19 protein-coding genes and 5 pseudogenes are annotated in these 18,516 nt (G+C 34.1%); 9 read left to right on the top strand and 15 right to left on the bottom strand.

The genetic code is table 11. From position 1 onward, the window contains the following. The first annotated feature begins 4 nt into the window (after positions 1-4). Genes B7R67_RS10230 through B7R67_RS10220 form a run of 3 tightly spaced genes read left to right on the top strand, consistent with a single transcriptional unit; the run spans position 5 to position 1,671 of the window. Positions 5-1,141, top strand: coding sequence for a zinc-dependent alcohol dehydrogenase (locus B7R67_RS10230; RefSeq protein ID WP_088070064.1), 1,137 nt, complete (start codon positions 5-7; stop codon positions 1,139-1,141). A gap of 17 nt (positions 1,142-1,158) precedes the next feature. Continuing rightward, positions 1,159-1,353, top strand: coding sequence for a hypothetical protein (locus B7R67_RS10225; protein ID WP_088070062.1), 195 nt, complete (start codon positions 1,159-1,161; stop codon positions 1,351-1,353). Positions 1,354-1,371: 18 nt separating this feature from the next. Further along, entirely contained in the window at positions 1,372-1,671 is a 300-nt protein-coding gene (locus B7R67_RS10220; protein WP_056470416.1) for a spore coat protein, read from the top strand. A gap of 137 nt (positions 1,672-1,808) precedes the next feature. Here the strand turns inward: B7R67_RS10220 and B7R67_RS10215 are convergent, their stop codons facing one another. The 4 genes and pseudogenes from B7R67_RS10215 to B7R67_RS10200 all read right to left on the bottom strand — a co-directional run bounded on the left by B7R67_RS10215 (position 1,809) and on the right by B7R67_RS10200 (position 5,450). Further along, a complete protein-coding gene (locus tag B7R67_RS10215) occupies positions 1,809-2,906 on the bottom strand; it encodes an L-dopachrome tautomerase-related protein (RefSeq protein WP_088070061.1) in 1,098 nt (365 codons plus the stop codon). Positions 2,907-3,279: 373 nt separating this feature from the next. Then, positions 3,280-3,741 (bottom strand): annotated as a pseudogene (locus tag B7R67_RS10210) (DUF2441 domain-containing protein); the annotation flags it as partial. Positions 3,742-3,806: 65 nt separating this feature from the next. Next, positions 3,807-4,685: a proline iminopeptidase-family hydrolase gene (locus B7R67_RS10205; RefSeq protein WP_088070059.1), complete on the bottom strand. Its 879-nt coding sequence runs from the start codon at positions 4,683-4,685 to the stop codon at positions 3,807-3,809. Positions 4,686-5,171: 486 nt separating this feature from the next. After that, positions 5,172-5,450 carry an SMI1/KNR4 family protein gene (locus B7R67_RS10200; protein ID WP_088070058.1) on the bottom strand — a complete coding sequence of 93 codons (279 nt, stop codon included), beginning with the start codon at positions 5,448-5,450 and terminating at the stop codon, positions 5,172-5,174. A gap of 476 nt (positions 5,451-5,926) precedes the next feature. Between B7R67_RS10200 and B7R67_RS10195 the strand changes: the two genes are divergently transcribed. After that, positions 5,927-6,763 (top strand): SDR family oxidoreductase, encoded by an 837-nt coding sequence (locus B7R67_RS10195; RefSeq protein ID WP_088070057.1) that lies wholly within the window; start codon positions 5,927-5,929, stop codon positions 6,761-6,763. A gap of 194 nt (positions 6,764-6,957) precedes the next feature. Here B7R67_RS10195 and B7R67_RS22500 read toward each other — a convergent pair. Beyond that, positions 6,958-7,077: pseudogene (locus tag B7R67_RS22500) on the bottom strand (hypothetical protein); the annotation flags it as partial. A 282-nt stretch (positions 7,078-7,359) separates the two neighbouring features. After that, positions 7,360-7,602: an MATE family efflux transporter gene (locus B7R67_RS10185; protein ID WP_088070055.1), complete on the bottom strand. Its 243-nt coding sequence runs from the start codon at positions 7,600-7,602 to the stop codon at positions 7,360-7,362. 167 nt (positions 7,603-7,769) lie between these two features. Here B7R67_RS10185 and B7R67_RS10180 point away from each other — a divergent pair, with 167 nt between their 5' ends. Continuing rightward, complete coding sequence (locus tag B7R67_RS10180) at positions 7,770-8,684, top strand: AraC family transcriptional regulator (protein WP_235822133.1); 915 nt, start codon at positions 7,770-7,772, stop codon at positions 8,682-8,684. Positions 8,685-8,689: 5 nt separating this feature from the next. Here B7R67_RS10180 and B7R67_RS10175 read toward each other — a convergent pair whose 3' ends face one another. The 4 genes from B7R67_RS10175 to spxA form a co-directional block, all read right to left on the bottom strand. Then, positions 8,690-9,919, bottom strand: coding sequence for an MFS transporter (locus tag B7R67_RS10175; RefSeq protein WP_088070054.1), 1,230 nt, complete (start codon positions 9,917-9,919; stop codon positions 8,690-8,692). Between the two features lie 1,063 nt (positions 9,920-10,982). Continuing rightward, positions 10,983-11,318, bottom strand: a complete 336-nt coding sequence (locus B7R67_RS10165) for an IDEAL domain-containing protein (protein WP_088070053.1) — start codon at positions 11,316-11,318, stop codon at positions 10,983-10,985. A 129-nt stretch (positions 11,319-11,447) separates the two neighbouring features. Beyond that, positions 11,448-11,861 carry an RrF2 family transcriptional regulator gene (locus B7R67_RS10160; RefSeq protein ID WP_088070052.1) on the bottom strand — a complete coding sequence of 138 codons (414 nt, stop codon included), beginning with the start codon at positions 11,859-11,861 and terminating at the stop codon, positions 11,448-11,450. 125 nt (positions 11,862-11,986) lie between these two features. After that, the gene (gene spxA / locus B7R67_RS10155) at positions 11,987-12,382 is read right to left on the bottom strand and encodes a transcriptional regulator SpxA (protein WP_088070050.1); all 396 of its coding nucleotides are present in this window, start codon (positions 12,380-12,382) and stop codon (positions 11,987-11,989) included. 263 nt (positions 12,383-12,645) lie between these two features. On the opposite strand from spxA, the pseudogene B7R67_RS10150 reads away from it, so the two are divergent. After that, positions 12,646-13,134 (top strand): annotated as a pseudogene (locus B7R67_RS10150) (spore germination protein); the annotation flags it as partial. A 273-nt stretch (positions 13,135-13,407) separates the two neighbouring features. Here B7R67_RS10150 and B7R67_RS10145 read toward each other — a convergent pair. Then, positions 13,408-13,773, bottom strand: a complete 366-nt coding sequence (locus B7R67_RS10145; RefSeq protein ID WP_088070048.1) for a winged helix-turn-helix transcriptional regulator — start codon at positions 13,771-13,773, stop codon at positions 13,408-13,410. Positions 13,774-13,921: 148 nt separating this feature from the next. On the opposite strand from B7R67_RS10145, the gene B7R67_RS10140 reads away from it, so the two are divergent. Then, positions 13,922-14,914, top strand: coding sequence for an NADPH:quinone oxidoreductase family protein (locus B7R67_RS10140; RefSeq protein WP_208615644.1), 993 nt, complete (start codon positions 13,922-13,924; stop codon positions 14,912-14,914). Positions 14,915-15,121: 207 nt separating this feature from the next. Here B7R67_RS10140 and B7R67_RS22745 read toward each other — a convergent pair whose 3' ends face one another. The 4 genes and pseudogenes from B7R67_RS22745 to B7R67_RS10125 form a co-directional block, all read right to left on the bottom strand. Next, positions 15,122-15,232, bottom strand: a complete 111-nt coding sequence (locus B7R67_RS22745) for a hypothetical protein (protein WP_328587370.1) — start codon at positions 15,230-15,232, stop codon at positions 15,122-15,124. Then, positions 15,201-15,763 (bottom strand): annotated as a pseudogene (locus B7R67_RS10135) (DUF3231 family protein). The gene B7R67_RS22745 and the pseudogene B7R67_RS10135 overlap by 32 nt, the downstream one beginning before the upstream one ends. A 154-nt stretch (positions 15,764-15,917) precedes the next feature. Further along, positions 15,918-16,413, bottom strand: a pseudogene (locus B7R67_RS10130) (glucose-6-phosphate dehydrogenase); the annotation flags it as partial. Between the two features lie 299 nt (positions 16,414-16,712). Beyond that, positions 16,713-16,982 (bottom strand): YitT family protein, encoded by a 270-nt coding sequence (locus B7R67_RS10125; RefSeq protein ID WP_407920390.1) that lies wholly within the window; start codon positions 16,980-16,982, stop codon positions 16,713-16,715. Between the two features lie 314 nt (positions 16,983-17,296). Here B7R67_RS10125 and hxlA point away from each other — a divergent pair, with 314 nt between their 5' ends. Together hxlA and hxlB are read left to right on the top strand one after the other, a co-directional pair. Continuing rightward, on the top strand, positions 17,297-17,929 hold the full coding sequence (gene hxlA / locus B7R67_RS10120) for a 3-hexulose-6-phosphate synthase (protein WP_088070044.1): 633 nt from the start codon (positions 17,297-17,299) through the stop codon (positions 17,927-17,929). A gap of 8 nt (positions 17,930-17,937) precedes the next feature. After that, positions 17,938-18,495, top strand: coding sequence for a 6-phospho-3-hexuloisomerase (gene hxlB, locus B7R67_RS10115; protein ID WP_088070042.1), 558 nt, complete (start codon positions 17,938-17,940; stop codon positions 18,493-18,495). The last annotated feature ends 21 nt before the right edge of the window (positions 18,496-18,516 follow it).

Genomic DNA, 18,516 nt, shown 5'->3' with positions numbered 1-18,516 from the left:
ACTAATGAAGGCAGTAACTTATCAAGGTATTAAAAATGTAGAAGTGAAAGAAGTTCCAGATCCGAAGATTGAAAAACCAGATGACATGATTATAAAAGTAACAAGTACAGCTATTTGTGGGTCTGATCTTCACCTAATTCATGGCATGATTCCTAACCTGCAGGAAAACTATATTATTGGCCATGAACCAATGGGAATCGTAGAAGAAGTAGGTCCAGGTGTGACTAAGCTAAAAAAGGGAGATCGAGTAATTATCCCCTTTAATATAGCATGCGGTGAATGCCATTACTGTAAAACAAATTTAGAAAGCCAATGTGATAATTCGAATGATAATGGTGATATGGGTGCCTATTTCGGATATTCTGGTAATACGGGTGGCTATCCAGGTGGGCAAGCCGAATATTTAAGAGTTCCTTTTGCCAACTTTACCCATTTCAAAATTCCAGAGACTTGTGAAGAACCAGATGAAAAGTTAGCAGTTATTGCCGATGCGATGACTACTGGTTTTTGGAGTGTTGACAATGCAGGAGTAAAGAGTGGAGATACAGTTATTGTTCTTGGCTGTGGTCCGGTTGGTCTTTTTGCTCAAAAATTTTGTTGGCTAAAAGGAGCGAAGCGTGTCATTGCCGTAGATTATGTAGACTATCGTTTGCAACACGCCAAACGTACCAACAAAGTGGAGATTGTAAATTTCGAACACTTTGAAAATGTAGGAATGCATTTGAAAGAAATAACAAAGGGCGGCGCTGATGTTGTCATTGATGCAGTTGGAATGGACGGTAAAATGACTGATTTAGAGTTCCTGGCAAGCGGATTAAAACTTCATGGTGGTTCATTCGGTGCGTTTATCACGGCTACACAAGCAGTTCGTAAAGGCGGGACAATTCAAGTTACTGGTGTTTACGGTGGGAAATATAATGGATTCCCATTTGGAGATATTATGAACCGAAACGTCAATATTCGATCCGGACAAGCACCTGTGATTCATTATATGCCATATATGTTTGAATTAGTGTCGACCGGGAAAATTGACCCAGGTGATGTCGTAAGTCATGTACTGCCACTTAGTGAAGCAAAGCGTGGCTATGAGATTTTTGACACAAAAATGGATAATTGTATAAAAGTCCTTTTGAAACCTTGAGGAAGGAGGTATAAAAAATGAACTACGCCTTACATGAAGTTCTTGAGGTCCATGAGATAGCTGCATTTAAGACCACTTGTTTAACGAAATCCAAAACGATGAAAGCGTTAGTCACAGATCAACTATTAAAAGATATTATGCAGCAAGACATTGATCTATCTACTAGACAATTACAAGAATATGCTTCAATCCTTTCCAACGCTAAGCAGTAAATTAGGAGATGAATAAACATGAATCCAATTATTGAAACTTTAACTGGCATGGACGCAATAACGGATCAAGTGGTTGCAATGGATCTACTCATTTCAGCTAAAAGTGGTGTTAGAAATTATGCCATGGCAGCTACAGAGGCAGGAACACCGGAAATTAAAGAAATTCTCACTCGCCATTTAGAAGAAGCTCTTAATATGCATGAACAAATATCCACATATATGGCAGAAAAAGGATGGTACCATGCATGGGATACAAACGAACAGATCAGCTTGGATTTAAATAATATCAATACAGCATTGAACTTACCGACATTATAAAAAGTTTCAAGGAGCAGTTTACCTCTTACCAAATAAACTGTTCCTATTTTTCATTTTGTGTTTATTAGGCAGAAGTTAATACAGTTAATTCCTCATGTTTACTCGTGCTTGTTTTACAAATTAATTCACTATTTTTATTATGAATATGTCGGAGCAGGGAATTCATCAATTTTCATACGAAGTAAACTATAAGGTTTCTGTCTTAAGTCTTCTCCATAATGAAATCTAGGCTGTCGATGTAACTGGTTCACAATGAAATACAAATACTGATCAGGACCAATTGAAAAAGTATCCGGCCACAAAATTCTCGGATCATGTGCGATAGTTTCCATTATACCATTTGGAAATATCTTACGGATGCAGTTGTTTTCATAATCACCAGCATAGACAGTTCCTTTTGCATCGGTGATCATTCCATCAGACGCACCTTTTTCTCCCCAATACTTCACATGATAAGATACATCCATGTCCGGTATCGTTCTGTCTCTCAGGGTTTCTGTTGAAATCGAGAACAAGTGACGACTGGTTAGTGGAGCAAAAAATAATATCTTTCCATCGGCAGAAATGGCAAGACTATCAGACGCCAATCTAAATGGAGAAGTTGAACCGTCCTTGTTTCGATTCACTAAAATTTGACCTTCTACTTTCGGTAAAAAATAGGGATCAGGTGAAGTTGAATTTGCCCCATTTAACCGTCTAAACGCGTTTCCATTTGATAAATCTACGACGATAATAGCTCCTGGTCCTCTTGAAGATGAATCCGTTATATAAGCATAACCTGCTTTTCCAGCACGAAAATCAAAGCGGACATCATTCAGATAAGTTGTTGGCAGGACAACCTCTTCTGTAAAGGTATATACTTTACTAATTGTATTAGTTTCTAAATCTACAGCGACTAATTTTGCCCCTCCTTTAATTGGTTCAGAAAAATTGGGTGCCGCTGTATCTAATATCCAAAGTGTTCCCCTTCCATCAGCAACTACACTTTGGACACTGATGAAAGTCATTGTGATATTCTCGGGGTTAACCAAATTGGCTTGTAAATTAGGATAAGGCTGCAATCTACCCTCAACAATTTCCCCCACCGTAAATTTAACATCGTCTCCCCATTTCGGAAAGCAAATGAAAATACGACCGGTTTCTGAAACAGTAACACCTGTAGGCATAGCTCCATAAAATTCATAAACTAATTCTAAATTACCGAAATATTTTTCACTAGGTAACATAGGTTTCATAATATCCTCCTCAAGCATTCAAACGGGATATCTCCTATATATGATTTATATTTCTTCTAGTGCATGTTTCTTAATAAGTTTTTCTATACGAAAAGATGATTGAATTGTTTGTTTAAGTCTGTCAGAAGATAGAAACATTTTAATTTAAAGGTCTCCAGATGAAGTAGAATTCAATTAGCAGGTAGCGAAGTTCAATATTCCAGAGTCAACGTTAAGCCTTATGAATGGAAAGTTTACTTTATAACTTTGTGAATAAATGTCTTTAAGCTAAACTGCTATTTACTTCATTAAAAAAAGCCGCATTTGCGACTCGTTGATCTTCTTCAACTTTTTCTAGTTAGTTGAGCAACAAATAATATTAAACACGGTTAAATTAAACTGTAAAATCATCAATAATCTCTACTACTTCGATTTTCCCATTAATTAAAAGCTCTGGAAGATCATTTGAAACATTACCCATCCAATACTCTCTAGCCTGTTCAATTTTCCGAGCAAATAGAACTCCATCCTCTTTTGGTAAAAGATTTCCATCCCCTTCAAATGAACTCCCCTTAACTCTAAGTTTAACGATTTGCAAAACATTCCTATTGAACGAATCGAATATATCCTTCCATTTCAGAGCATCCTCGTAACATTTGGCGGCATATAAGCAAGACAATCTAGAAGGATATTCTGGATATTCTTGTAGTCTAACCATTTCTAATATTACTTCTCTAATCACTCTAGTTGTTTGCCCAACATACTTCTTTACAACTTCAGTATTTTCTGCATCCAGGTTAAAACCTGCTTCTGTATAATGTTTGTAAAAAATCTGAATAAAATCTTCACCTTTTGAATATTAAACTTAATCCTACAATCTTTATCTTGAATACTCTCAGATTCATTTCCTATGAATCGAGATTAATTGTTTAAGTCAACATACTTCAAAAAGCTTCTAATCACTCGTAAATACTCTTCCGGCTCTTCTAGGTATGGCATATGAGCACTATTCTCAAATACGTGGAACTTTCCTTTCGGCGTTAGTTCGCTGAAATGTTTGGTTGATTTAGGAGTTGCTTCATCGTAACGCCCACAAGTATAAATAGTTGGAACATGAATTTCATTTAATTGCGAAGTACAGTCAAAATCCTTTAAGTTTCCGGTTACGTGAAACTCTGATGGTCCCCACATGATATTGTATACTTCTGGATTTCTGTAGTGTGCACCTTTTTTCAGAAATTCCGGATACGGGTCTAACCTACAAACGAAATGTTTATTAAATACGGCTGTAGCTTTCTTGTACTCTTCCGTCTCTGTTGTTCCATTTTCCTCACATCTCTTTAATGTTTGCTGAACATCCAAAGGCAGCAGTTTCCGATTTCTATCTTGATCCTCCGCCCATAACGGAGCGCTTAAACAAGGGCTTGAAAATATAATGCTCTTCACGCCTTCTGGTTTGGATAAATAATAAGCTGCAGCAAGGGTTGTCCCCCAAGAGTGACCGAGTATATGATATTTATCAAGAGAAAGCGCCTCGCGGATTTGACCTAATTCTTCAACATACCGATCAATTTTCCACAAAGAAGTGTCTGTTGGACGATCAGACTTCCCGCATCCCAACTGATCATAAAAAATAACCGGACGATCTTCTGCAAGTATTTGTAACCCCTGCATTGAATAATGGGAAGAACCAGGCCCTCCATGTAAAACAATTACAGGTGTTCTATTTGTATCCGTATCATGAACCTGATACCACACCTTCCCACCTGTTACATCAATAAATCCCTCATTTAATGTCATTTATTTCTCTCCTTTAATCATTCATCTCTTTTTATTATCAAGCAAACTGATTGAAATATGAAGGACCCTTTTCCATGGCCATATTTAGCATTATTGTACAATTTAATCTAAGCTGTTCTTACGATGAATAACTAACTGCAAGCTTCTCCATAAAAAAAGTTGTAATATGCTACTCATGATATTGAACTAACGCGCTCGTTAGTTGCATAAGGCTATGATAATTCATAGTAATTTTCAGCTGTATAAATTGACCATGACCAAAACTTCGCACCAGAGCTAATGATAAATCTATCCAACCATAATTCAAAGTTCATCTCTAGTGGAACTGCCTCTTCAAATTGATCGATATGACCTTTCCAGAAAAGGTAATTCTTTTTTTTCTCACTTAAATGTTTTGAATTTATTACTATATTATCTTGATAAATGTAGGCTATATCATAACATCCTTCAAATTCATCATAATGATCATTTAATTCAATAATTTGCTCAAGCTATATAGTTCGATTTCTCCGCATATTCAACATCATCAAATAATCGACATCCATTAGAAATCTTTAAAAACTCTTTATAATCATTTGGTAAGATAAAACCTGTTTCCTTTTCAAAACTCTTTAATTCCTCATCGCTTGCTGGTGAATTAAATGTACATTCCACTCTTGATAAATAACCTTCTTCACCTTGAAACCGAATAATATTCCCATTTTCCTCTAAACGTTTTTTTAAAGATGCTAAAGTTCGCTTAACTATACTTCCTTCTACAACCATTTATTTTAACTCTCCTTTATTAACAATTTTATTCAGTAATCTACCGATCAAATTAGTATACCTGAGAAAAATTATGATATATTTTGCCTTGGGTATTTTACTGTCACACGTTGAATACTAACCCTATTTAACTCGTTCTTATATATTCTGTAACTGCATCTAAGAATATTATAAGAACGAGCCTTTTTATATTTTTATGCTTATTTGATTTAATGTTTAAAAGCATTTAAGTTATATATAATAAATCTTTCAATTGTGATTGGCTCTCTACCAAGTATTTCTTCTAAATCAATAGTTATTTTTTTGAATCCTACAAAACAAAAAGAGCACAATATAACATAACGCAATTTTACTCATATATTTCCGTAATCGTTACTCTTTTTGTCTTTAAGGCTGATAGTTGAAGATAAAATTTACTATTTAGTATTATTGGATAAAATTTTTGTATCAAATGAAAAAAGAAATGAGGAAATAGAATGATATTAGTAACCGGTGCAAACGGAAATGTCGGAAGAGAAGTCGTAAAAGAATTACAAAGATTACATTGTGAATTTAAGCTATCTACGCATCGAAAAAATACAGATCATATTTATTTGGACTTTGAAGATCCTTCTTCAATTCGCCCAGCTCTTCAAGGAATTAAGAAGTTATTTCTCATTCGTCCACCACACCTTGCCGATAAGAAGTACTTTGAACCAGTCATTGAAGCAGCTAAGGAAGTAGGAATTGAACAAATTGTCTTTTTATCTTTGTTAGGAGCCGAAAAAAACAAGATCGTTCCCCATGCAAAAATTGAGGACCTGATCATTCAGTCTCGTATTCCGTATACGTTTTTAAGACCTAGCTTTTTCATGCAAAATTTATTGACACAACATGGTGATGAATTGTTAAACGAACAGATTATTTTTGTGCCAGCAGGGCAAGGGAAAACAAGTTTTATCGATGTTCGTGATATTGGGGTAGTTGCTGCAAAAGCATTAACTGAAAGTGGACATCGTTTTAAAGCTTATTCATTAACTGGAAAAGAAGCTCTTAGTTACTATGATGTCGCAAGGTTACTAACGAAACATTTACAAAAAGAAATTCGTTATACAAACCCTAGCATCTTAGCGTTTTGGAGAAAAATGAGGAAAAAAGGATTAAAAAGAGATTTTATTATTGTGATGATTGGTATCTATACAACTGCCAAGCTTGGCTTGGCGAAAACCGTAACTAATGAATTAAAAGAATTACTTGGTAGAGAACCAATTACGATGGAAGAATTTATAAAAGACAACCTAGAAGCATTTATGATCGGTTTTTATTCTAGATAAAGCCAAAGCGAAAATCAAAAAGGAATCTCAAGAAAAAAAGAAATAAGGAAAAATAAGAACTGGTGAATTAGCTAGTGCAATTAAAGATGGATTTGAAAGGGCGACTATTTGATTTAAAGAGACCTATTCAACTAATGCATCCGAAAGTTAGTTAAGAAAATGAGTGAATAAAACTAATGCGTTAGTTAATTGAATTAGGAACTGTGATTAACTAGTAAATTTCGAGGAGTCCATAAAATAACAGACACACCCACTAAACAAATTGCTGCACCGATCCAATCGTATAAATCAGGTGCCTTTTTATCAACACCCCACTGCTGGCTATACGTTTGTTTATCCAAACGAACCATCATTTTTACAAAAAATTGTTGATTGGATCGCGTACGAAAATCGTTGTTGTCCATTTATTAATTTTTCTCTCCATGTGAGTGGGGAGTCGAAATTCATTCGCTTAGATTTAACAGGGAATGAAACAATTAGGAAACTTCTTCAAGTAGAGTTCAATTTATATTAATATATAGCGGCCTAAATCGTAATTTACTGTTACCACCTTCTTGTACCACAGCAGTGTCAATAGTAACAGAAGCTAAAAATGGCTAAGATACAGTATCGATTAATAAAGTAATTACTAATAAGTGAAGCACTGTTTGATTATGAGTAAATAATTTTCCAATCAAAGGGCTTGCAACTGCTAGAGTGCCTGTAACAAATGTCATTGAAACAGCAGACTGAAAATAACTCCATTTTCGATATTCCTTAATATCTGATTTATTTTTTTCTCCAATTGCCTGACCAATTAATATAATAGATGCTATTGAAAAACAATTTCCCAGGTTCAAACTGAATTACTTTAATTGAAAGATAGCTTGACGATAATAAAAAGCAGCTTCTGTCATACTCCCTAAATGTGGTTCACCTCACAGTTTTATAAATCTAATGATATAATTAATAAAATATCTTGTATAATTTAAAGAACATGATTTTATTAAAAAAAGAGATTAAATAAGTGGTGAGTCAAATCGAACAGTTAACTTTACTTCAAAAAGTAATCGATTACATAGAGGAACATATCAAGGATGAAATTAATCCTGAGAAACTAGCGAAATTGGTTGGGTATTCTCCCTATCACTTTTCTAGAATTTTTTATAAACATATCGGTTATACCATAATGGATTATGTCTTAAAAAGAAAGCTCCAGTTTGCTTTACACGAATTAGTGAATGGCAATAAAATTCTTCAAATTGCTCTAGATTATGGGTTTGAAACACATTCTGGTTTTACAAAAGCTTTTAAGAAATGTTTTGGAACTCCTCCAAGTTTATATAAGCAACATTGTCCGAAATCGTTGCCACAAAAACTAGATTTAATGAGCCTTCATAAAAAAAATACTGGCGGAATTGTAATGCAGCCAAAGATTGTTAAAACAAAGTCTTTTTCTGTTGCTGGTAAAACGTTTGAAATTAATAAGGAAAATGTAACTTATACAAGAGACGCACCAGCCTATTGGGAACAAGAAGGTTTAACAGACGGATCCATTGAAAGGTTTCTATATAAATTATTATCCCCGAGAAAGCACGGGGAATATTGTATCAATTTAACTAGTTCCTATAATGAAGATAAATTTAACTATTTATTTGCTGTAGAATATGATCAAGACATTGAGCTTCCTGATGGAATAACCCATTTACAAATTCCGGATACTACCTATGCCATTTTTAGAACACCTCTTGTTGAATTGGAACAGTTCGTTTCAGCCATTAAAGGGACTTGGATCTATATATTGGAAGATTGGTTTCCTCAATCAGCATATGAAGTGGATGAAGATAGCTTTGACTTTGAATTTTATGATGAACATTGCCACTACTGGGATTTTGAAAAGATTTATATGGAAATCTACATTCCGATAAAAGAAAGAGGGTGACATGATCACCCTCGAAATTTTTTCAAGATTAGGTTATACAAAAATATAACAGGAGTTAAAAGAACAGCACTTACTATAATGGCTATTTTAATAGTAAAGTTCGTTGCGATCATGCCAATAACCGGGCCACCGCTAATTTGACCAATTGCATCGACTTGACCTTTTACTGAAAAGAAAGTAGCGCGTGTTGAGGAATCCGGAATGATTTTATTTAACCAGATATCCTCCATTGGTGACATGACAGTTCTTGCCACTTGAATAATGATATAAAAGCTTAGTAAAAAGATAACATGAGTAGATAAAGCAAAACCTATCAATGAAGTAATAATAAGTATACTTCCGATAAATAAAGAAACATAAATTTGTCTAAGCTGCTGATGTATTAAGTTTTTACTAATTAAATGGAGTGCTGCAAATGAAGTAAGCACAACGACAAATTGAATAACTCCCATAATTACCACTAAATTGCCTTCAGACAATAATGAAAAATAGGTTTCCTCCATGAAGTGGGAAATCCACAAACGATCGAACCCTTCACTATATAATCCAAAAAACAATGCAATAAGGAAGAGAATTCGCATTAAATAACTAGCTTTAGAGTAATGAATAATTTCGCTAATATTACTCTGTATGGTCTTCCATGTTGATATTTCTCCCTTGTTGATTGGTTTAAAATTCTCCTCTTTCATAAAAAATATTAAAAAGAAAGCTAATCCAACCATGCATATTCCACCAATAATAATTGGTAGATTAATCATAAAATAACCTGTAATAATACTAAAAGGTATCGCTATGACCTTTCCAAGATTACCAGCCTTTGCACCACTTACAAATGCTAATGAAGCACGCTCTTCTCCTATCTCATCTGCAATCCAAGCTTGATGAGCACCGCTAGTAAATGTATATCCGATTCCCCAAGCTATCTGGGAGAATATAACAGTTACAAAATACGGAAACAATCCTTCAATTAAAAACCCAGCACCAATTAAAAAATATCCAATTATGACAGAAAGCTTCCGACTTTTCACATCGGAGAGTAATCCCGTCGGAATTTCAAATAGGAAAACAACAACCTCTAACACGCTTCCAACTAAAACAAGTTGCATTGGATCAAGCAATACTATTTTCACATGATATAACAGATTAACAGTAGTAATAAAAGTAAAAAATAATTGCGACAAGAAGCATGTATAAATATAAACTTGATATGAATCCTGTTTCTTTAATAAATTCATTTTCTTCCCCCCTAACTTAGATTATAAAGAGGAGAAATTACTATTTCTTTTCCAAATTTGCTATATTTCATAGTAAAATATCCATTAATATATGCACACTCCCATTTTTTTAGGTATTCCTAATACTTTTTTCAGTCGAAATACACCTCATTTACTTATGATACGGATCACCTCAACATAAATAATCTAACTAAAGCACTAAAGCATGGGTTAGAATAATAGACCGACTATTCTTCGATCATAATCCTCTGCTTGTTGTTCAACTAACGCATACGTTAGTAAAATAATCTTCTAAAAATGTTGTTGTAGTAAATGATGTCATTTGTAGTACAAAAATAGGATAGAAATAGCAGATATTACTTCTGCTTTTCTATCCTTCTTAGTTCTATATTATTTTGTCGGAAGTTTTTGTACTTTAATATTTTATGACTACCAATGGTGTGTTTTTAATACTAAACATATCTAAGGCCTATTTTTATTATTAAATATTTGGTTTTTATTTTTAAAGATAAATAATCCGATTGAATAATCTTTTACTAATTGATTATCATACACTTCGTCAAAGTCATTATTAACTAAAAATTCAATGTTATCAACTGATAATATTTTTTCATAAGGGTCACTTCATCTTTTGTTAACGATCTTCATCTCGTATATATTATTTACAATATTGCAACTTCCACGATCGAATGATAATTGTATAAATCGATTATCCCCAATTTTTTTTCTAAACTCTTCTTTTGCTGAGTCAGTTATTTGAAAAATCCATTTTATTGCCCTCCTACTCATATAACTAGAATGATTTTTTGTAACAAAAGGATCATAGGAACAATTTTTAAAATCTATAAGTTTTTTATTTAGTTGTGCTTGTTTTTCCCTCAAAGCGATGTTTATATCCTTAAACAATCTCACTCCTAGACTTTTCAATGTACTAAATATCAATCATCATCTCATAAAAGAGATAAAAGTCTCAGAAAACTTGTTCTAAATCTTTCTTACACTTAAAACCGCACCTATATAGATTAATGAAATAATTTACATAATTCGACAAATAGTTTAATCCCTATTTTACGCCATTAACAAGTTGCCTCATGGAGTTTACCTGAGAAGATAACTCATTAAACCAATCCTCATCGCCCGTCGAGAGGGCCAAGTCAATTAGAAATCGAAGCTGTTCTTTGTTTGCCACTTTCGAATAAGGCATCTTCTTTACGTTTTTATTTAGCATTTGAATGGTTTTCCCAACAGTTGTTTTATTATCTGAAGTTATTACATTCACCTTTACTAATTCATCAAGAATAGAAAGTGATTCAATATAACCTATTACTAATTCTCCATCCATTGATTTACCTTTAACCCAGTCACCTGTTTTTAAAATAGAATCTTTATTTAAGTTCATTTTTTCCACCTTCTTATTTAGAGTTATAAGTTAAAAAAATTTGTGATTATAACAGTACTAAATCGAACTGTAATTTTTTTTATTACATTTCGATTAATAGAAGGCTTAGCCTTCACTTTTTTTAGCTGCTCATTTCTCACATTTGATATGTTCGACAATGTCCTTAATAGTGTATTGCTTTAAATATCCTCCAAGATGTTCTTCCGCACCTAAGAAAATATTAAAAAGAACATTTTGCATATTTGCCCCAACAACACACTTTTCATTTGATTCAGGGCACTTAGGCTGCAATGCCCCCTCAGAAGTGATCATATAAATATCCCATAGATTAACTACATTTAAATCTAAGGCAAATATAAAACCACCACCAGTTCCTTCTTTCGATTTAATAAATCCATGCTTTTTTAACAAACTAAGCACTTTACGAATACGTACTGGATGGACACAGGCACTCGCAGATATTGCATCACTTGTAGACATCCGATCCAGCTGTAGCGCAAGATAAGTTAAACTATGAATGGCAAGAGTGAAATCACTATTCATGGCCTGCCTCCTAAAAATCATTAATTTCTTAAATTCTTCGATGATATTATTAAGTACTGTAATACTATGTGTTACAAATTGTCTTGTCAAGAAAACTGATATTTTATTACTATTAATATTATTTATTAATTAGCTACTTTTTGTGATTTAATGTATGAGAATGTTCGTAGCTTACGAGGAAGAAAACTACGAATTTCATCTTCATTATAACCAACCTGTAATCTTTTTTCGTCTTGGATTATTGGCATTCGCAACATTTTGGGATTATTTATTATTAATTTATATAATTCATTAAGTGGGAGCGATTCAATATTTATATTTAATTCCTGAAACGTTTTTGATTTTTTCGATATAATCTCTTCCGTACCAGTTTCCGTCATGCGAAGAATAGATTTAATCTCCTCAAGTGAAAGTGATTCATTCATAATATTTTTAACACTATAATTAATATGATGTTCCTCTAGCCATGTTATTGCTTTGCGACAGGATGTACAACTTGATGTTACATATAGATTCACCATTCTTTTACACACTCCTTATATTTGAAATGTAACAAAAAAAATTACAGTTAAGATAAAAACGAGTAATAATGTATTATCTAATAAAACGAATTAGGTTGACCTCCAAACTCAATTTAAATGAGTGTACTGTAATTTTATTGTTTACAGTTTAGGATGTCAACTATATTTTATTATGGTAGCTACTAATATAAGAAAAGGACAATTTTACCATTATTTTCAATCAAAACATGATCTTGGATTAGCTGTTGTAGAGGATCTAGTCAAAACAAACTGAACGCCCAGATGTTTGTGCTTATTCCTCAGGGCTCGGTAAATTAACTAGTCTTGGTAGAGAACACTCCGTTTGTATTAATTGCACCAATCACCTTTTTACACTTTTTCCAATGACCTGAGGATTATATTAATCGTTGGCCGGTTGCAAGTTTTTCAAGAGTTATTCGATCGATATTAAGCTTTTTTTTGTCCGTCACACTGATACCATTTTATGTTGCACTAACAACCCACCATTATCAAATGATTACCTTACAAATACTTGTTATAGTGGAATCTAGAAGTAAAATACTGTTTACACCATTTGGAGAACAATAGTGATGTTAACTGTTCTTGAAATCATAAAAGAAGCGAGTTTACGGATACCGACCAAATCAAGTCAAACCTTAGGGGGTATTGGTGGTATAGTTATCGGTCAAGCAGAGGTTGAAACGGTTTTTGCGAGCAAAGTATTAATTGTATTAGTTTGTATTTCAACCATTCCCCAAGCGGCTAACCATACCTTCTCGCTGATGGGTTTGGAAAAGGGACTAAGGGTGTGTACCCCGTACCCCGATTTGAAGAGGATCCACCTTCAGCTCTTGCATTTTTTTTATAAGGTCCATAGTTTTCATTTCTAATTCAGTAAATGAAAATAAAAGTTAATTAACACTTTTATTTTCAGGCATTACAAAATACTAAAAATAATTATTAAATTATCATAAAAAGAGGTTGACCCCCTTGGCCGGAGTCAACCTTAGATTGCGAGTTAAAATTTACCTAATCGCCTCTTGTCTTACTAAAGGATTCAACCCAGCAGTTTCCATATAATCTTTTCCCCAGTTATACATAGCATCGAGAATCGGCATCAAGCTTCTTCCTTGTTCAGTAAGGGAGTATTCTACTTTTGGAGGAACCACCGGATAGACTTCGCGTTTTACAATCAAGTCTTCTTCCAGTTCTCTCAATTGATTAACTAGCATTCTCTGCGTGATCCCTGGCATAAGAGCTTTCAGTTCACCAAATCGCTTCGTTCCCTCTTTTCCTAGATGCCATAGTATAAGCATCTTCCATTTACCACCGATAACAGAAAGAGTTAATTCTTTTTCACAATTAAACATCTTATCCTGCATTCGCGACATTTCACATCACCTCCATATTTATTATAACCCACAGTATACTTTTTTCACTATATAATATAAAAGTATGTACTTGTAATTTTCTTCCATACGTTATATATTAGCAGTTAATATATAATTCTATTCTGCTGTTCAAGTAAGGAGTTAAAGAATGATGGAACAATTTAAAGCATTGATGATAGATAAAAATGAAAACGATTTTTCTGTTCAAGTCAAAAATATTACCTTAAATGAGTTACCTCAAGGTGATGTTTTAATCAAGGTTTCTTATTCTGCGATTAACTATAAAGACGGTTTAGCTAGTATTCCCAATGGAAAAATTGTCATAACCTATCCCTTTATTCCAGGTATTGATTTAGCAGGTGTAGTCGTAGCGTCTAAAGATCCACGCTTCCGCGAAGGAGATAAGATCATAGCAACAAGCTATGATCTTGGGGTATCCCATTATGGTGGTTATTGTGAATATGCCCGCATTCCTGGTGATTGGATTGTCCCTTTACCCGAAAATTTAACGTTGATGGAATCAATGATTTTGGGGACAGCAGGTATTACTGCAGCCCTCTCCATTCAAAGGTTAGAAGATAACGGTTTATCGCCAGAAAAAGGCAAAGTCCTTGTCACTGGAGCTACTGGTGGGGTAGGAAGTTTAGCTGTTTCCATGCTTTCTAAAAGAGGATACGAAGTTGTCGCTAGTACGGGTAAAAATTCTGAGCATACTTTTTTACATAAGCTTGGTGCAAAAGAGATTATCTCTCGTGAAGATGTCTTTAATGGTAAAATAAAAACTCTTGATAAACAAAATTGGGCTGCAGCGGTTGATCCAGTCGGAGGAGAGACACTTGCTTCCATTTTAAGTAAAATCCACTATAATGGTTCAGTTGCGGTCAGTGGTTTAACTGGTGGAGGAAGCGTTCCTACCACCGTGTTTCCGTTTATTTTACGTGGCATAAACCTTCTCGGAATTGATTCTGTTAATTGTCCAATGGATGTTCGGCAAGAACTATGGAATCGCATGGCAACCGATTTAAAACCTTCTACTTTTTCTGAAATTATACAGAAAGAAATTACACTTGAAGAATTACCTGAAAACTTGCCTACTATTTTAAAAGGACAAGCAAGAGGTAGAATCATTGTAAAGATATAGAAAACATAAGAGAGGGACTCAAAGTCTCTCTCTTATGTTTTTACCTTCTTAACATGACAACATTTTTTCTTGATATAAAGTGACCACCAAGTCAGTCATTCCAACTAACAAACCATTTCCAACGACTCCCGGTATCATTTTAAGCCGTTCTAACGTTTCAACTGAACGTGATTAGGATTTTTACAGTCAAAAATATAGTTTCCATTATCAAGTAATAAACGAATTTTCTCTGTTTAATCGAATTTCTGGGACTAATTCAATGGCTCTAATATGTTTTTTCGTCATTTCATAACCGAACAGAATAACTTCTACGGGCAATCGAAACACACCTAATTTCTCTACCCTTTTGCTTCCTAACAAAATCAATCTTTTGTTGATTGTTAAAAGTAGGAGGTTTATAAATAATTCCCATATTTAAGGAAACACTAGTTACCCTATCATATAGTTCCAATGATTGCGAAGTACATTCAATAAAGTATTTTCTGGCATCCTCTAGTATACAATCACTAGTGGCACCAAGATATCTCGTCAAACCGTGAATTGTAATAATATGTAAATAAATATTCTTAGATGTATCAGTAAATAAAATAGGAGCGTCTACTGTGAAATCTTCCTCTGTAAAGCCTATTGGAATGGAAAATTTTCTAAGGATAGGAATTGCTTCGTTTTTTCTAAATGAGTTTCTGATAATTCTAAGGCAAATTCCAGTAAATCGCGAATATCTTCATCCTTTACATTATAGCGAAGATTACATCGCGACAAACTGTCATTAGCATATTGTGACCCAATGACAGCATTTTCTGATGCAGTAATTTTTAGGATGGCGATTAACTTGTTCCATTTTATCATCCCTCCTAGCTATTACAGATTAAGATAACCAATTTCCATTAATTTTATTTGTTAAATGTTCCTGGCAAGATAATAGAAGCAGAAGTTAAATAGGGAATTCATAACGTTTGAGATTCTATTAAGATTGGGCGCAGTTTCTTTCTCTTTGAGTCCTATACAAATCCTTTAACGTATACTTGAATCCAATCACAATTCGGGTGGATTTCTCTGTCATTCTTTTTCCTGTACGGATATAGAAGCGAACCCCTCTCCAAAAATCATCATCTACACATAGACGGGCAGCCACGAATGTGTCATTTAAAGAAGAAGGAGCAACTTCAAGTTCTCTTGTATACCCAACAACTGGTTTACCTTGGATTTCACAGGACCATATTGACCTCGAATTCTATTACTTTTCTCTTTTCATTGCGGATATCTTCTGCACTAATTTGTTTTGGCAGATGCATTGCTGTCATCATCAACATTTGCAGTATATGATTTTGAAACATGTCGCGAATTGCCCCAGCTTGATCATAATAACCAGCTCTCTCTTCAACCCCAACTGTTTCGCTTGCAGTAATTTGCACATTTTCAATGTATTGGTTGTTCCATAATGCTTGTAGCACTGGATTTCTAAATCCTAACGCTTCCAGGTTTTGTACCATCGGCTTTCAAGATAGAGGTCTATGCGACTATTCACCCTTTCAATGTAGTAAACTGAATGTGGAAGGTCAGATCACTGATCAATAACCAAAGTATTTCTTGAATCGAATATTGCAACAAGATGTAAGTATAGTATCTACACTATAGGAAATAAAACTCATCTATTTTTGTGTTAAATAAAATAAAAAGCCAGGGTGAGCATCTTCTCCCTGGCCACAAAAATAAATGTGATATAAATTTGTTGAGAACAGTATTCTTTATGTGTTGAAGCTTTTGGCGTAATAAACTTACTATCTAAATCGGATGTCTAATACACAGCAAGTGACAGTATGGCTTTTACTAGTAAAAAGACAAAAGCGGCAATATTAATAATTACAACATTAACAGCTAATAAGAATGTGTCAAACGTTATTCGATAATTCCGGTTAAACCATATATGCAGAATTTCAATTCCATCGATGGCCCCTCCGCTTTTTACAACAATTCCTAAACCTACAATTACTCCACAGTACATAACAATTAACACATCCAATTGTGTAATAACAGGCATGGATTCAAAAAGAACTAATACACCCAGCTAGAAATGTTTTTATTAATTTTAGATTTTTATAAATTATGACAATTTGGGCAGTTATCAAGCAACTTATACAGAAAATTGCCCATGCGGAATGGTGCATTGTTTCTTTTAAAGTTAATAGTAAGACTATATAAGCGGTTTGTCTTATAGTATACTTTTTAACACTATGTAAAATAAAAGTGCGTACTTTTAACATTTAATCATACGTTGTATACTTGCAATTGTTCAGTGAGAGGACATGACATTCCTTATTGCTATACTTTGGAGACATTATCACTGAACAACAATTTAAAAAACTATAGGAGTGAATATAGATGGAATTACAATTAGCATTAGATTTAGTAAATATCCAAGAAGCAATTGAGTTAGTTAAAGAAGTGGAGGAGCACATTGATATCATTGAAATCGGTACACCGGTTGTAATCAATGAAGGTCTTCATGCTGTAAAAGCAGTTAAAAAAGCATTCCCTAACTTAAAGGTATTAGCAGACCTAAAAATCATGGATGCTGCTGGTTATGAAGTAACTAAAGCTTCTGAAGCAGGTGCTGATATCGTCACAATTCTTGGAACTGCAGAAGATATGTCAATCAAAGGTGCTGTTGAAGAAGCGAAAAAACAAGGTAAAAAAATCCTTGTTGATATGATTGCTGTAAAAGACCTTGCTGGACGTGCAAAAGAAGTGGACGCTATGGGTGTTGATTATATTTGTGTTCATACTGGCTATGATCTTCAAGCAGTTGGAAAGAACTCTTTTGAAGATTTACAAACCATAAAAGGTGTTGTAAAAAATGCTAAAACCGCAATCGCAGGTGGTATTAAATTAGACACACTTCCAGAAGTCATCAAAGTACAACCAGACCTTGTTATCGTAGGTGGCGGGATTACTGGACAAGCTGATAAAAAAGCTGCTGCTGCCAAAATGCAACAAATGATTAATCAAGGGTAATTCAGATTATGAATACAACTCAATACCTAGCTGAAATCATAAAAGAGTTAAATCGCTCCGTAGATTTAATTTCGAATGATGAAGCTGAAAAATTAGTTAATGGAATTCTTAGATCAAAAAAAGTCTTTGTTGCAGGCGCAGGTAGATCTGGATTTATGGCTAAATCATTCGCCATGCGAATGATGCACATGGGGATAGATTCTTATGTGATTGGCGAAACAGTAACCCCTAACTTTGAAAAAGATGACATCTTAATCATTGGATCAGGTTCAGGAGAAACGAAAGGTTTAGTGTCCATGGCCGAGAAGGCAAAAAGCATTGGTGGGACGATTGTAGCTGTAACCATTTTCCCTGAGTCCACTATTGGACAATTAGCGAATATCACAATTAAGTTGCCTGGCTCACCTAAAGATCAGTCGGAGAGTGATTTTAAGACGATTCAACCAATGGGCTCATTATTTGAGCAAACACTTTTACTATTTTACGACGCTGTGATTCTTCGGTTCATGGCGAAAAAAGGTTTGGATACCAATAAAATGTACGGTAGACACGCCAACTTAGAATAAATATATTATTTTTTGAGTTCT

The sequence above is a fragment of the Gottfriedia luciferensis genome (assembly GCF_002156865.1).
Taxonomy (GTDB): Bacteria; Bacillota; Bacilli; order Bacillales; family Bacillaceae_G; genus Gottfriedia; species Gottfriedia luciferensis.
Note: the sequence above shows the minus strand (reverse complement) of the source record. Positions and strands in the feature narration are given on the sequence as shown.